The sequence below is a fragment of the Shewanella sp. GJ50-10 genome (assembly GCF_055808815.1).
In genome coordinates, this window is record NZ_JBVVSS010000001.1 from 1,213,053 (window position 1) to 1,227,606 (window position 14,554).

The following is a 14,554-nucleotide window of genomic DNA, read 5'->3' on the forward strand; positions in this document are numbered from 1 at the left end:
GACTAATAATGCCTCTTACTTGGAAAGAAAGTGGCATTCGTTGGTATTGGGTAGCTGTATTGGTATTTTTTGCCGATCAGCTATCTAAGCAATGGGTGTTATTAAATTTTGAGCTGTATGAATCCATACAGCTTTTACCTTTTTTCAACTTTACCTATGTCCGTAATTACGGCGCTGCTTTTAGCTTTTTAAGTGAAGCGGGTGGCTGGCAACGATGGTTATTTACTATTATTGCTATTGGCTTTAGCACACTTCTGACGGTTTGGTTACGAAAGCAATCATCTTCACTATGGCGTACCAATTTAGCCTATACCCTGATTATTGGTGGCGCTATTGGTAATTTAGTTGATCGCTTAATTCACGGCTATGTTGTCGATTTTATTGATTTCTATTGGAACACTAGCCATTACCCAGCGTTCAATATTGCTGATGCAGGTATTTTTATCGGTGCAGTATTGATTATTTGGGAATCATTTAAGCCAGAAGAGCCAGCAAAAGAAAGTTAGGGAGAATTATTTTGTCAGAACAACAAGCTTCATCTCGTTCAATTTTATGCCATATGAATATCATACTTGAAGATGGTTCTACTGCTGATAGCACTAAATCATCTGGCAAGCCGGCAAGGTTTAATGTTGGTGATGGTAGCTTAAGCCCTGCATTTGAAGCTGAGATTATTGCATTACAACTTGGTGATAAACACAATTTTACTTTAGAACCTGCTGATGCGTTCGGTGAATCAAATCCTGATGCGATTCATCACATGGATAGAAGTCGTTTCCCTGCGGATATGGAACTTGAACCTGGTGTGATCGTTAGTTTTGGCGGGCCTGGCGGTAGTGAAATTCCTGGAATGGTAAGAGAAATTGCCGGTGATTCAATAACCGTTGATTTAAATCATCCATTAGCTGGTCAGAAAGTGACTTTTGAACTTGATGTGGTAGAGGTACTTTAAGATGCTTAAAGTTGATCCGACGTCTCCAGAACTTAATATATTACTTGCTAACCCACGAGGTTTTTGTGCAGGGGTAGACCGCGCAATTAGCATTGTGGAACGTGCTTTAGAGTTATTTGAACCGCCTATTTATGTTCGCCATGAGGTGGTGCATAACCGATATGTGGTTGAAAACCTCAAAGAGCGCGGCGCGATATTTGTCGATGAGCTTGAGCAAGTTCCTGATGATAGTATTGTCATATTCAGTGCTCATGGTGTGTCTCAGGCTGTTAGACAAGAAGCTAAAAATCGTGGGTTAAAGGTTTTTGATGCAACTTGCCCTTTAGTGACAAAAGTGCACTTACAAGTCACGCGTGCAAGCCGCAAGGGTATCGAGTGTATTCTGATTGGTCATGAAGGCCACCCAGAAGTTGAAGGGACTATGGGCCAATATGACAATGCGGAAGGTGGGGTTTATCTTGTCGAGTCGCCAGAAAGTGTCGCTAAACTAGAAGTTAACAACCCCGAAAACTTATGCTTTGTTACTCAGACCACATTATCTGTTGATGACACGTTAGATATTATCGAAGCATTAAAGGCTAAATTTCCTTCAATTGAAGGCCCGCGTAAAGATGATATTTGTTACGCAACGCAAAATCGCCAAGATGCAGTAAGAACGATGTCATCAGATGCTGATTTGTTTATTGTTGTTGGTTCTAAAAACAGCTCTAACTCAAACCGACTGAGAGAGTTAGCCGAAAAAACAGGTACTAAAGCTTACTTAGTAGATACTGCCGCAGATGTCGATGAATCTTGGTTAGATGGGGTGGCAAAAGTTGCCGTGACTGCAGGAGCTTCAGCACCTGAAGTGCTTGTACAACAAGTTGTCGATGCAATTGCTAAATTTGAGCCTTCAGTGATAACTGAAGTAGAAGGGCGAAAAGAAGACACTGTCTTTGCTGTCCCAGCTGAATTAAGGTAATAACTTAATCGTTAGTTCATACAGCTGATTAAATTAAAACCGTAAACCTATTAGGCTTACGGTTTTTTTATGCCTGCAGCTACTGGACTATTTATTGAGCTATACTGTATAGATCGCTTAAGTTAATCTTTGACCAATATTTAGTATACAATAAGTAACCTTTTGGCTACATCTTGCTCGACTAATTTTAATTGGTATAGTATTTTGTATCTAAGTTTAGGATTTTAAACAAATTATATTAAGTTAACATGTCAAAAATGTGGCAGTTAATGGAGGTTTGACACTCATGTCAGTAAAAAGGAATGGATTTTCCTTAATTGAAGTGATGGTTTCATTAGTTATTTTAACCGTTGGGTTGATAGGGATTTTTAATCTTCATATCGTTGCTAAGCGCGGTAGTTTTGAGTCTTTTCAACAGACTCAGGCTTCTTATTATGCCAACGATATTATCAATCGAATGCGCTTAAACCCAACTCAGATAGCTAACTATGTAAACGGTTCTCCATATTCAGGTAATCCAGCGGCTGTCAGTAAAAATTGCGAAGGCACAGCTATATGTTCAACTGCCGAAATGACAAATTGGGACATATTTGAATGGCAGTCAGCGTTTACTGGTACCTCTGAAACGGTTGGAACTCAAAATGTTGGTGGGCTGAGTACCGCGACTGGGTGTATCCAGCAAAATGGCGATACCGTGACTGTTATTTTGTCTTGGGAAGGCATAAGAAGTACAAGTGATTCTGGTGATGAAAACTCCTGTGGCACCGAGAGCGATAAGCGAAGAATTTACACATTAGAAACAGTGATCATATAAATGATAATTATAAATAAAATTAATAATAAGCAATCAGGTATGTCGCTTGTTGAATTAATGGTTGCTTTAGTCATCAGTTTATTTCTGTCAGCAGGAATATTCACCATGTTTAGCATGTCTTCATCAAATGTGACGACGACAAGCCAATTTAATCAATTACAAGAAAATGGTCGAATTGCTTTGGCTATTTTAGAGAGAGATATTAGCCAACTAGGCTTTTTTGGAGATATGACAGGTACAGAATTCATTGTAGGAACTAATACTATTTTAGATAGTAATGTTGCTGCAGCTGATGACTGTATAGGTGCAGGTTTAAATAATGAAACGTTACCGAACAATCAACCTGCACACTTTAGGCGTTTGTGGGCATATGAAAGTGGAGTGAGCAGTGAGTCATTAACTTGCTTAAGTGACGTTAGTGTTGTTTCTGGTACTGATGTAATACAAATAAAACGTTTTGTTGGTCCAAATGCAGGTAGTGGTGATGGTACGGATAGCCCTGTAGGCAATGGTTCAAGCTTTTTTGTTTCTTCAACCTCCACTCAAGCTGTTTTCTTTAATGGTTTAGATCCTTCTCAAGACATATTAAATTCAAGAGTTTGGGAATACCAGCATCGAGTGTATTTTATTGATACTGAAAATGGAGTTCCAATTTTAAGCCGTAAAACGTTAACGGATGGGGGCATGACTAACGATGAGCAACTTGTCCAAGGTATCGAAAATATAAGATATTCATTTGGTTTTGATAATGATGGCGATAGCACACCTGATAGATTTATACCCTCATCATTAGTGACCTCTCTAATGTGGGATAACGAGTCATTCCAACGATTAGTCGCTATTAAAATTTATGTACTTGTACGTGCTATTCAAGAAGATTCTACTTACACCAATCAAACTCAATATCGAGTAGGTGATAAAACTATTGCTGCTCCGAATGATAATTTTAGAAGAAAAGTGATGGCTACAACGGTTGTACTGGAAAACCCAGTATTAATTAGAAATTGATGGTTATGAATATGAAAAAACAAAAAGGAATTGTGCTTTTTTCCTCACTAATAATACTAGTCATTATGACTGTCATTGGGGTTGCTTTGGCTGTCAATTCAACTCAATCATTAAGAATGGCTGGAGCAGGTTCAGAAAGAGTTGAGGCTAAAGCTATTGCCAACGGTGGCTTGGAACAAGTTATCTCTAATCATTCAGGTGCTTCTTTAGCTAATATGGCCGCAGCTGTTAATGCTAATGAATTTAATAGCGTACAAGTGATTACACCATTACCAGAAACAGGTGTAAGAGATGTTGGATGTCAACGAACGTCTAATGCAACAGGAACCAATTTAGTTGCTTGCAGAAGAGCACAAGTCACCAGCGTAGCTCAATTTGGCCGCCAAAATCTCGGCTCTATCACTGTTGCAGCAGGTGTAGAGCAACAAGTGCTAACAGGAAATTAATCTTATGTTTAATAAACTTATAGTAGCCTCTTTTACCGCATCATTGGTAATGTCTGCTTTTACACTTGCCGATGATACCGAATTATATTTAATTGACTCTGGCCCTAAATCAGGAAAGCGTCCGCAAATTTTATTTATATTTGATAATTCTGGGAGTATGGGGACTGAAGATCAGGACTCTGTTGCTCCCTATTGTTCTGCTGAGCAAAATTCTGCGGGTAATTGTAGTTATGCTGATGGCTTTGACGACTATTTAGCGAGCTATTCTGGTTACATTAATGATAAAGGTCTCTATTGGAACGCGGGTGGTATTGATAACTCAAGTCTCCCTACACCAGATGATGCTAATGATGCTCGCAGATTTTATGCCGATAACAACAATTGTAATAGCTCTATTCAAGCCTTGGAAGAAAGAGGCAAATATACTGGATATTTGCATGAATTCAAATCTCAAGGTAATACTGGTACTTGGGTATCATTAGCCGAGAATAATGGTTTTAACCAAGGCCAAATAGTTGATTGTTTAAAAGACATCGTTGATGGCGATGCGAAAAACCCTGGAAGACAAAAGCATGGTAATACATACATCCCATTCGATGACGGCTTCCCCATTGACGTGAAAGATATGTATACAACTGGTACATCAGAAACTGATCGATTACAAAGCTATGAATCTACAGATTTTGGTACTGGTGAAGCGATTACACTGTATTCCTCACATTACCTTGTTTGGTATAAATGGGTAACGACCACTGAGGATGGACAAAATAGTGGTGGTACCGGTTCGCGTATGGATGTTGCCAAAACGGCTTTGGAGACAGCATTAATCGACATGTCCATACCAATTGATGCCGGTTTAGCTATTTTTAATGTCAATTACCCTTCAGAAGGGAATGCCGATGGTGGGAGAATCATTTCAGAAGTAAAAGAAATGACATCAGCTAATCAAAGCGATCTCATCACCACTATCAAAAGTTTAGACCCAGAAACAAACACCCCGCTTTGTGAAACTTTATTTGAGGCCTATCGTTACTTCAGTGGTGGACCTGTCACATTTGGTAATAAAGATAATAATGGTCAGGGCAATAATAGGTTTGACTGGTATACGCCAAATGACCCCCCTAGTATTATCAGTTCAGGTAATTATTCTTCGCCACTGAAAAAATGCCCTGATACAGCTTACGTCATTTACATTACTGACGGTGCCCCTACTCTCGATCGTTCAGCTGATGATGCCATTATAGCGCTAGCTAGTTCGGCAGAAACATCAGCAGACTACTCAGCATTTTCATCTGTTAATGGTTATGGCAATACTGAAGACAATTATTTACCAGCACTTGCTGCTTATATGGCAAATAATGATGTGGTTCAAGGTGTACTAGATGCGGATGGTGTAGATAATAAGCAAACAGTTAAACTATATACTATTGGTTTTTCTGATGGTGCAGATGCTGCCGCAGAGCTTCTTGAAGAAGCGGCCTTTAGGGCAGGTAGCGCTAGAGACGAAAATGGTGTCTCAACGGGTTATTTTAGAGCAACGAGTGGTCTTGACCTTCAACAGGCCATAAGCGATGTTTTAATGAATATTCTTGAGGTTAATACATCATTTACATCTCCGAGTATTGCGAGTAATAATTTCGATAAGACTCAGACATATAACTCTGCATATTTCGCTATGTTTTATCCTGGAGAAGGACCGAGGTGGAGCGGTAATTTAAAGAAATTAAAGGTTAACAGTGCTGGTGAAATTGTAGGTCCTGGTGGGACAACTAATGCCATTGATTCTGATGGGAACATATCTTCAGATACCTGTACATACTGGAATGCGTGTTCTGAAGGCCAAAAAGATGGCAATAACGTCAATTCTGGTGGCGTATTGCCAGTTTTAAGGTCATCGCTTAAAAATAGGAAGTTGCTGACAAATAGTAGTGGGTTAGCTGATATTGATGGGTCGAGCTTTGTCTCTAATTATTCACAAGCTGACTTAGATTGGTTATATGGTGTAGATGTTGATGATGACAATAACAACAACAATTTCACTGAAGCCCGAATCGACGTGATGGGTGACCCACTTCATTCGAAACCATTAGCAATTAATTACGGCAGTAGCGCGACTAATCTTGATGTACGTATTCTGGTTGGGACTAACCAAGGGTTAGTACATATGTTTAAAGACTCAGATAGCGGCAGTGATGACTTTTCTGTTGGGACAGTTTTGGAGTCTTGGGCGTTTATTCCTCAAGAGTTATGGAGCAATGTGCCTACTTTAAGAGAGAATGACCCTACAGGCGAGCATAGTGTTTATGGCATGGATTTATCTCCCGTTGCTTACACTGAACTGGATAGCTCTGGTTCTTTATCTAAAGCTTGGGCGTATTTCGGCATGCGCCGCGGCGGTTCATCATATTATGCATTAGACATTACGAACCCTGATAACCCTTCATTTAAATGGCAGTTAACGTCTGGCATGTCTGGTTTTGAGGAGTTAGGTCAAACATGGTCTGAGCCTATCGTTACTTTTGTTCCTGGAATAGAAAAACCTGTGTTGATATTTGGTGGCGGTTTTGGAACTGATACAGGTACAGGCGAGGCAATATATATAGTTGACGCTGATACTGGTCCAACTTCAGGGCCAATTAAAACGTTTACCGCTACAGATATGAACAGTATTGCAACCAAAGTGGCAATTTTAGACAGTAATAATGATGGAATTACAGATCGAATTTATGCTTCTGATATTGGCGGAAATGTCTGGCGGATGGATATGCCATCCGCAGATAAATCGACTTGGTCTATTTTTAAGTTTGCTACATTAAGTGGTCAAACTGCAACTGATAGCAGAATGTTCTTTGCTGAGCCGTCAGTTGCTCAAACTCAATTTAATAATATTCATAGTACAAATGGTCAATTAACTTATCAAAATATTCCTTATGATGCAGTGGCAATAGGCTCTGGTAATCGAACTAATCCATTAGGCACAGTGACTAACGATATGTTTTTTGTACTTCAAGATAGGCATGTGATAACGAATCAATATGGTACTGGAGGAATTGCTATTCCTGATGCTTTAACTATAAACGATTTATATGACGTTACTAGCGCTGCTCCAGATACAGAAGCTCAGCAATTAACATTTGGTACAAAGAGAGGCTGGTTCTATGACTTCTCAAATACAGGTGAAAAAAGCCTATCTTCGTCTTTAATATTTAATGGTGAAGTCTACTTTACCTCTTTTGTTCCGCCGTTAAATGAAGAGATTGATTTTGAACTGGGTGTTTGTGGTTTTGCAGGGCAAGGAAGGCTTTATAGATTAGGTTTGCATAAAGGAACTCGAACTTATAGCGAGCTTTACTATGATATAGGTGAGCGGGTCCCTGATACTCCACAAATCGTTATACCTAAGCCTGAAGATGGGGAAGACTCTATTGCTTACATTATTGGTGTAGGTAAAGGGGAATGTGAGAATGGTGAATGTAAAGGTACTGCAACTTTAGGCTCAGGTTTGAGCACGAACAGAATTTATTATCATATTGAAGAGTAGCGCTTAATGAATACAGTGAAACGAAATGGATTTACGTTAATTGAAGTTATGATTGCCGTTGTGATTATAGGGATATTAGCTTCAATTGCTTATCCTAGCTATACAGAGTTTGTGATTAAAAGCGCTCGTTCTGAAGGGGTTGGAGCTGTAATGCGAGTCGCAAACTTGCAAGAGCAGTTCTATATCGATAATCGCTCTTTTGCTGAAGATATGACTTCATTAGGCTTAAGTGCCGACCCTTTTGTAACTGAATCGGCTTTTTATTCAGTCGACTCGGCAGGTACCAATGATTACGTAATTACTGCTACTGCAATTGGTGTTCAAGCGGCTAGAGATTCTACTTGTGCAACAATTACTCTTACAGCTGCAGGTGTGAAAGGCCCTTCAGAGGAGTGTTGGTAATGAAAAAAATATTAACAATCATTTTATGTTTTATGCCATTAATTTCTGTCGCTAAAGCAACCGAGAAGCAAGATTATAAATGTCATGTGAGTACATCATCTGAAGACAGAGTGATCTTTTTCAATTGGACAGCAAGTGAAGTCGATAACAAAATGGCTAGGTTAACTGGCAGAAAAATGAAAGATTATCAAAAAAATAGAAAATATTTTATCAGAGAGGTTAATGAGTGCTTACCTCTGAATGCAACATTTTCTACCAGTTTAGGCCGTGAAATCGATAACAAAACACTTCGCTAAACTTGAGTTAGCTTTGTTTTGTCAAATTTTACAATTTAACGTCTATACCTAGATAAAGAAGCTGCTAATTATTTTTGTAATTAGCAGCTTTTTCCATCAGCGCCATAAGAAATTAATCCTCCACCACTCACGGTTATACTTCTAGAAGAGTCACTTTCACCGGCTGGGCAATAAATAAACTCGCCAGCAGAAGATAAACCATCAGCAGAAAATGTGATTATTCCAGCAGGACCTTTCACTGAATCTTTGTCATTAAAGCTATCTATTGCTCTTAGTTCAGTGTCTGCGCCATTTGCATTGATAAAAACTCTTACGCCATTGCTCCAGTCTGTTGTTGAACCACAGGAAGTAGCACTTGCAAAAGGGCATACACTTACAGTGGCACCATAGCTCACTGCTTGATTTCGAGCGAAAGCAACAATATTTTTAATTACTTCAATATTGCTTTTAACTCGCTGTTGTTCATAGAAAGTTTTAAGAGCAGGTACGGCTACAGTTATTATTACTGCTGCGATAGTTACAGTTACCATTAACTCTATTAATGTAAATCCTTTTAAAGCTCGTTTCATGTTAAGTTCCTTGTACTTATTGATTTAAGTATAACCAAGGAAGCTGCTAAATTCAGTGATTAATTGATTTTAATTAACTCAATTAATGTACTTGTTAGTGCTGATTATTGTTTACAGGAAATATTCTTTTTTTCGAAAATCTTATGCGTCCAGCTTGATTAATAATTACTGCTTTAGAGTACTGACTATCAAATGTTACAGGGCAGTATGTAAGTGTGCCATTAGTGCCGGAGGCTAGGCCTGTGCTTTTAAATCGGATTGAACTACGGTTATATTGAACAATATCATCGTAATGGAATGGACTAACCTCATGTAAGATTAGATCTGCACCATCGATAACATTTTTTTGTCCAGTATCAGTAAAAATAGTAAACCCCGATTGCCAATTAGATACGCATTGATTTTCTAAAACGGGGCAAACTGTTACGTTTACTCCGTAGTTGATAGCTAAATTTCTAGCAAGCTGTATAGAAGATTGAATCGTTCTGATACTGCTAGCAGCGCGAATACTTTGGTTTAAAGAGGTTAGTTGAGGTGTTGCAATCAGTATTATTATGCTTGCTATTAATAATACCGTGACGAGTTCAATTAAATTGAACCCGTGACTTAATCGGTAAGACATTACTATTCATCCATGTTGGTGTAAAAGTCACTTCCTGTGACAGTGATAAGAGTATAGTCATGAATCTATTTTTTGACTTGTTTAGGTTTAAAATATTAAATTTTGTAAGTAAGTGAATGATGTTTCGGGTAAACTGAGAGCTGAAATGTTTGTTGATAACTGAAATGACTTACAAAGTAAGTTAGCGCAAGTTGTGCACCGTCGAAATTTTACAGGAGTGATTGATGAAAAAGTAGAAGCCATTATTAAACCATTTAAACTTGATGATGTGCGTGAGTCACTTGCGGAAATTGGTATCACTGGCATGACTGTGTCAGAAGTTAAAGGCTTTGGTCGTCAAAAAGGTCATACTGAACTTTACCGCGGCGCGGAATATATGGTCGACTTTCTTCCTAAAGTTAAAATTGAATTAGTTATTCAGGATGAGCAATTAGATCAAGCAATTGAAGTGATTGTTGATACAGCTCGAACAGGTAAAATTGGTGATGGTAAGATTTTCGTCACTGATATTGAACGTGTTATTCGTATTCGTACCGGTGAAGAGAACGAAGAGGCGGTTTAATCTTTTTTGTTGTTATCACGAAGCTAAAGCAAGCTAATAAAAAAGCCTCTAACAATTAGTGTTCAGAGGCTTTTTTGTATCTATAAGGTAAGTAAATAACTTATTATCGACTCGCTGATGAATCCCTGATTACTGGCTCAGGGGTAAATACCATTGATCTCTTTTCTAGCGTTTCTTTGCTATTGGCAATAAGTAACTCAGTTGCGACCTTGGCAATTTTGACATTGGGTTGATGCACTGTAGTGAGCTTTGGCCAAGTTTGACGGGAGAAGGGGCTATCCTCAAAACCGACGATTGAAAGATCTTTAGGGATATCTAAACCCGCTAACCTCGCTGCAAATAAGGCCCCAGCCGCTATTTCATCGTTACAAGCGACTAGCGCAGTAGGGCGCTTAGATAAGCTAATTAATTTATTGGCACCCTCAACCCCAGACTCGAATGAATACTGACCGTCTAATATCCAGTCATTAACTACTGATAATTGGTTTTGAGTTAATGCGTCCTTAAAACCAGTAAGGCGTTCTTTGGTGGACTCATGGTGTTGATCTCCACTAAGGAAACCAATTTCAGAATGCCCCATATCAATAAGGTGCTGGGTGATTTCCAGTGCGCCATGCTTATCGTTAACTAATACTGTTAGGCCGTTTTCTGCTTCAGTGCTTTCACCAGCAATAATGCGGACATAATTGGCATCTATTTCATCTAAAGCAGCAAGAATTTTTGGGTCTTCCGACATTGGCGGTGTAAGTACTAGCCCTGATAACCGCGAATGTTTCACCATTTTGGTTAGCTCTTCACAAATATCTGTCGACTTTGCATCACAAGGGTGGATGAGCAATTCGTAACCTTTATCTTGGCAAGCTGACAAAATACCGTTTTGCATATCAATGACATAGTACGCATTAGGATTGTCATAAATAAAACCAATGACATATGACTTGGTGCTGGCTAGGTTTCTCGCCGCGAGATTAGGCTGGTAGTTAAGTTCACTAATTGCAGCGTTAACTTTGTCAATTGTAGCCTGTCGAACCGAGGTCTCTTTGTTAGTGACTCGAGAAACAGTTTTAATTGAAACGCCGGCATGTTTGGCAACATCATTGATGGTTACTTTCATTATTATTTTGCTCTTTGATTCAGGCGACTAACTTAACAGATTTTCATCTCTGTTTGATGACATTTATCCCCCAATAAATTGTTATCAAAGCGTCTATTAGATGCAATCAGATAAGTTGTATTATCACTAATAGTGCTTATTTTTGGAGAAATAGGCAATGACCGATTGTCTTTCTGGTTGGATGAGTGTCTTCATAAAAATAAATGTAGCAAAAATGATACAGGGTATTACATTTTTTAAGCTACTGATTAGTTAGCTTTTTACTGGTATTGTCATATGGTTTTTTATTGTTTTTTGAACAAAAATAACACTCCCAAGTTATTTTGTTGTGGCAAGCCTGTTAATAATTGTGTAATGTTTGTTCTAGACATGACAGCGTTGTCATTCCGGTTGGAATGGTTATGTATCCAAAAACGATAATAAAGTTATGGAAGGGAAATGAAGATGCGACCTATTAATTTTAAGAAAAATATTTTAGCGACTAACATTGCTATTTTACTAGGCAGTATGGTTTCAGTAGGCGCTATGGCTGCTGATGCTGAAACTGCTGAAGAAAACATTGAGAAAATTGAAGTTAAAGGCATGCGTGCCTCGATGAAGGCTTCGGTTAACGAAAAACGTTTTTCAAATTCAGTTGTTGATGCGGTAACCGCAGAAGATATCGGTAAATTCCCTGATGGTGACGTGGGTGAGTCATTAGGACGTATACCAGGTGTCGCTGTGAGTCGTCAGTTTGGTCAAGGACAAGGTGTTTCGATACGTGGTGCTTCAAGCAGCCTGACTCGTACATTATTAAATGGCCATTCAGTTGCTTCAACTGGTTGGTTTGACCAACAGTCAATCGACAGAAGCTTTAACTACAGTTTATTACCGTCTGAAATGGTTGGTGGAATTGAAGTTTACAAATCGTCTCAGGCTGATTTACCTGAAGGTGGTATTGGTGGCACAGTCATCGTTAAAACACGTAAACCATTAGATTTAGATGCCAACTCAGTATTCTTTAGCGCTAAAGGTGATTACGGGACTGTTTCAGAAGAAACTGATCCTGAACTATCAGGCTTATATAGTTGGAAAAATGAAAACGAAAACTTCGGTTTCTTAATTTCTGCAGCTGGTTCAGAAACAACGTATCAACGTAACGGCATAGAATCATTAGTCGGTTGGGGTGATATTGTTCCTACTACATTTGAACAAGACCGTGAACGTACAGCGATTAACGGTGCACTTCAATATAGCCCAGCAGATAACTTAAACTTTGGTCTAGATTTCATGAGTCTGGATATGCAAGCAAATAATGCCAATACCTCGTTATTTGTTATGTTCCCAGATGATAAAGAACAAGCTTGTGAACAGAAAAACTCTTTAGGAACTTGTACTTTTTATCGCCGTGATGGCAATGGTGCAAATCCAGGTTGGGCACAAACTTGGGCTCGTCAAGCAAGCATGGATTCAAATACTTATGACTTCAATTTCGATTACGAAAATGACAGTTTTAAAGTTGAAGGTCGTGTGGGTAATACCAAGTCTGAAGGCGGTACTGAATTAACTTCTAACTATGGTTTTTGGTTAGGTACAGCTGCAGATTACGCTGGTACTTACGATGCCACTGGTGAAGTCATCAAAATTGATGTTGCTAATAAAAACTTCACAGCAGATGATTTTGGTGGTCAATTGTCACCAGCAGGTTGGGCGCTTAAGAAACAACCAAATTCAGATGAAGAAACTTATGCTCAAGTAGACTTTACCATTCCTACTGATTTAGGCGCTATCACTGCAATTAAAACCGGTGTTCGTTACGCAGACCATGACGTCACTCAGGAAACACTTCCAGCAATCGTTAATCCAGATATAGTGGCAAAAGATGCTTCTGCTTATTACAGTGGTCAAATTTCATCGGGTGCAGGTTATACTTTACCTAAGCCAGATATGGATGCCATGTTACGTGATGCTAAAGCAGCTATTGGTGGTTTCTCTAAAGAAGGACCAGTTTATAAATCTGGTTACGGCACGATTAATGAAGAAAACCTTTCTTTATATTTAATGGCTAATTTTGAGTCTGACGGAATCCGCGGTAACTTCGGTTTACGTTATATCTCAACTGACGCAACATCAGATTACTTTGCGCTTCAAGATGATGGCTCATATGCTGATAATTTAAGTACTGCTGATGCAAGCTACAGCGACGTATTACCAAGTGTAAACATTGCTTTTGATGTGGCTCCTGATGTCATTATCCGCTCTTCAGCATCACAAGTTATTTCACGTCCTAATTATGCAGACATGTTTGCATCTTCAGCTTTAGTTGGCTACGCAGATGGCACAGCAGGTAACGAAGTTGTTAATACCGGTAATATTGCTCTTGAACCGTTTAAAGCGACGCAAGCCGATTTAGGTGTGGAATGGTACTTTAGTCCAGATGGTTTAATGGGCTTATCTTACTTTATTAAAGATGTTAGCTCGTTTGTGACTTCTTCACAGACGTTGGATGAAAGCATTGGTATTACGGATCCTGATTCAGGTGAAGATAACTGGACTGTATCGAGTAAGAAAAACGGTACAGGTGGTCAAATCCAAGGTATCGAGTTACAAATCCAAGACGGTTTTGATAACGGCTTTGGTTACTCAGCTAACTATACTTTTGCAGATTCAGATGCCGCAGCTGAAAACTACCCTGATGAAGTTAGCGTATTCTCTGACTCTTCAAAGCATACCGTTAACTTAGTTGGTTACTACGAGATGGAAGACTTCTCTGCTCGTGTTGCATACAACTGGCGTAGCGAATACATGATGCGTGAACTACCAGGCTTCTACGGTAACCGTGAACATCAAGATTTTGGAACACTTGATTTAAGTGCAAACTACAACATCACTGAGTACTTAGGTATTTCATTTGAAGTAGTTAACTTACTTGAAGAAGACAGTGTTCAATTAGGTGTTGCACCAGATGATGCCGAAGTTAAACCAGAGCTTAAAGGTGGATACCCAGCATGGAGCTTCGAAGGTGAAGCACGTTACAAAGTGGGTTTAAACTTACGCTTCTAAACACTATTTAGTAGTGATAAGTTGATAAAAAGCCTAGCTAATTGCTAGGCTTTTTAATGTAATATGCTAAATAAACTAGGGCCTGTTGATCTTTGCTGGTTAAGTTTTGTTCGAAATAAAAGCGTTTTAATTGAGGCGGATGGATTGATGCCTAGTCATCTAAGCAGTTCTTGGTTTAAAAAGATGCATCCACAAAGAGTAAAATGCTTTTAGTCGACCCCTTTG

14 protein-coding genes are annotated in these 14,554 nt (G+C 39.0%); 11 read left to right on the forward strand and 3 right to left on the reverse strand.

The genetic code is table 11. The annotated features are described in order from the left end of the window. The first annotated feature begins 8 nt into the window (after positions 1 to 8). From lspA to AC0L4E_RS05130, 9 genes are all read left to right on the forward strand, one after another. Positions 9 to 506, forward strand: coding sequence for a signal peptidase II (gene lspA, locus AC0L4E_RS05090; RefSeq protein WP_473678271.1), 498 nt, complete (start codon positions 9 to 11; stop codon positions 504 to 506). Positions 507 to 517: 11 nt separating this feature from the next. After that, entirely contained in the window at positions 518 to 952 is a 435-nt protein-coding gene (gene fkpB, locus AC0L4E_RS05095) for an FKBP-type peptidyl-prolyl cis-trans isomerase (RefSeq protein WP_259651297.1), read from the forward strand. Between the two features lies 1 nt (position 953). Then, positions 954 to 1,913: a 4-hydroxy-3-methylbut-2-enyl diphosphate reductase gene (ispH, locus tag AC0L4E_RS05100; RefSeq protein WP_473678272.1), complete on the forward strand. Its 960-nt coding sequence runs from the start codon at positions 954 to 956 to the stop codon at positions 1,911 to 1,913. A gap of 286 nt (positions 1,914 to 2,199) precedes the next feature. Further along, positions 2,200 to 2,727, forward strand: coding sequence for a type IV pilus modification protein PilV (gene pilV / locus AC0L4E_RS05105; protein WP_473678273.1), 528 nt, complete (start codon positions 2,200 to 2,202; stop codon positions 2,725 to 2,727). Further along, complete coding sequence (locus AC0L4E_RS05110; protein WP_299568229.1) at positions 2,728 to 3,735, forward strand: PilW family protein; 1,008 nt, start codon at positions 2,728 to 2,730, stop codon at positions 3,733 to 3,735. An 11-nt stretch (positions 3,736 to 3,746) separates the two neighbouring features. After that, on the forward strand, positions 3,747 to 4,181 hold the full coding sequence (locus AC0L4E_RS05115) for a pilus assembly PilX family protein (RefSeq protein WP_299568230.1): 435 nt from the start codon (positions 3,747 to 3,749) through the stop codon (positions 4,179 to 4,181). Between the two features lie 4 nt (positions 4,182 to 4,185). After that, positions 4,186 to 7,722, forward strand: coding sequence for a pilus assembly protein (locus AC0L4E_RS05120; RefSeq protein WP_473678274.1), 3,537 nt, complete (start codon positions 4,186 to 4,188; stop codon positions 7,720 to 7,722). A 6-nt stretch (positions 7,723 to 7,728) separates the two neighbouring features. Next, the gene (locus AC0L4E_RS05125) at positions 7,729 to 8,124 is read left to right on the forward strand and encodes a type IV pilin protein (protein WP_299568232.1); all 396 of its coding nucleotides are present in this window, start codon (positions 7,729 to 7,731) and stop codon (positions 8,122 to 8,124) included. Next, complete coding sequence (locus AC0L4E_RS05130) at positions 8,124 to 8,420, forward strand: TapY2 family type IVa secretion system protein (protein WP_473678275.1); 297 nt, start codon at positions 8,124 to 8,126, stop codon at positions 8,418 to 8,420. Before AC0L4E_RS05125 ends, AC0L4E_RS05130 begins: the two co-directional genes overlap by 1 nt. An 80-nt stretch (positions 8,421 to 8,500) precedes the next feature. On the opposite strand, the gene AC0L4E_RS05135 is transcribed toward AC0L4E_RS05130, so the two are convergent. Beyond that, positions 8,501 to 8,989 carry a GspH/FimT family pseudopilin gene (locus AC0L4E_RS05135; protein ID WP_473678276.1) on the reverse strand — a complete coding sequence of 163 codons (489 nt, stop codon included), beginning with the start codon at positions 8,987 to 8,989 and terminating at the stop codon, positions 8,501 to 8,503. Positions 8,990 to 9,083: 94 nt separating this feature from the next. Beyond that, on the reverse strand, positions 9,084 to 9,611 hold the full coding sequence (locus AC0L4E_RS05140; RefSeq protein ID WP_473678277.1) for a GspH/FimT family pseudopilin: 528 nt from the start codon (positions 9,609 to 9,611) through the stop codon (positions 9,084 to 9,086). Between the two features lie 220 nt (positions 9,612 to 9,831). On the opposite strand from AC0L4E_RS05140, the gene AC0L4E_RS05145 reads away from it, so the two are divergent. Continuing rightward, on the forward strand, positions 9,832 to 10,173 hold the full coding sequence (locus AC0L4E_RS05145) for a P-II family nitrogen regulator (RefSeq protein ID WP_473681534.1): 342 nt from the start codon (positions 9,832 to 9,834) through the stop codon (positions 10,171 to 10,173). A 103-nt stretch (positions 10,174 to 10,276) separates the two neighbouring features. Here AC0L4E_RS05145 and AC0L4E_RS05150 read toward each other — a convergent pair whose 3' ends face one another. Next, positions 10,277 to 11,287: a LacI family DNA-binding transcriptional regulator gene (locus AC0L4E_RS05150; protein WP_473678278.1), complete on the reverse strand. Its 1,011-nt coding sequence runs from the start codon at positions 11,285 to 11,287 to the stop codon at positions 10,277 to 10,279. Positions 11,288 to 11,731: 444 nt separating this feature from the next. Here AC0L4E_RS05150 and AC0L4E_RS05155 point away from each other — a divergent pair, with 444 nt between their 5' ends. After that, positions 11,732 to 14,329 carry a TonB-dependent receptor gene (locus tag AC0L4E_RS05155; protein WP_473678279.1) on the forward strand — a complete coding sequence of 866 codons (2,598 nt, stop codon included), beginning with the start codon at positions 11,732 to 11,734 and terminating at the stop codon, positions 14,327 to 14,329. Positions 14,330 to 14,554: the final 225 nt, after the last annotated feature.

What these genes read in the sequence shown, in the direction of transcription:
- AC0L4E_RS05150 (WP_473678278.1), bottom strand. Translation starts at nt 11,287, where the DNA reads ATGAAAGTAACCATCAATGATGTTGCCAAACATGCCGGCGTTTCAATT.
- AC0L4E_RS05135 (WP_473678276.1), bottom strand. Translation starts at nt 8,989, where the DNA reads ATGAAACGAGCTTTAAAAGGATTTACATTAATAGAGTTAATGGTAACT.
- AC0L4E_RS05125 (WP_299568232.1), top strand. Translation starts at nt 7,729, where the DNA reads ATGAATACAGTGAAACGAAATGGATTTACGTTAATTGAAGTTATGATT.
- pilV (WP_473678273.1), top strand. Translation starts at nt 2,200, where the DNA reads ATGTCAGTAAAAAGGAATGGATTTTCCTTAATTGAAGTGATGGTTTCA.
- AC0L4E_RS05120 (WP_473678274.1), top strand. Translation starts at nt 4,186, where the DNA reads ATGTTTAATAAACTTATAGTAGCCTCTTTTACCGCATCATTGGTAATG.
- lspA (WP_473678271.1), top strand. Translation starts at nt 9, where the DNA reads ATGCCTCTTACTTGGAAAGAAAGTGGCATTCGTTGGTATTGGGTAGCT.
- AC0L4E_RS05130 (WP_473678275.1), top strand. Translation starts at nt 8,124, where the DNA reads ATGAAAAAAATATTAACAATCATTTTATGTTTTATGCCATTAATTTCT.
- AC0L4E_RS05110 (WP_299568229.1), top strand. Translation starts at nt 2,728, where the DNA reads ATGATAATTATAAATAAAATTAATAATAAGCAATCAGGTATGTCGCTT.
- AC0L4E_RS05140 (WP_473678277.1), bottom strand. Translation starts at nt 9,611, where the DNA reads ATGTCTTACCGATTAAGTCACGGGTTCAATTTAATTGAACTCGTCACG.
- AC0L4E_RS05155 (WP_473678279.1), top strand. Translation starts at nt 11,732, where the DNA reads ATGCGACCTATTAATTTTAAGAAAAATATTTTAGCGACTAACATTGCT.
- AC0L4E_RS05115 (WP_299568230.1), top strand. Translation starts at nt 3,747, where the DNA reads ATGAAAAAACAAAAAGGAATTGTGCTTTTTTCCTCACTAATAATACTA.
- ispH (WP_473678272.1), top strand. Translation starts at nt 954, where the DNA reads ATGCTTAAAGTTGATCCGACGTCTCCAGAACTTAATATATTACTTGCT.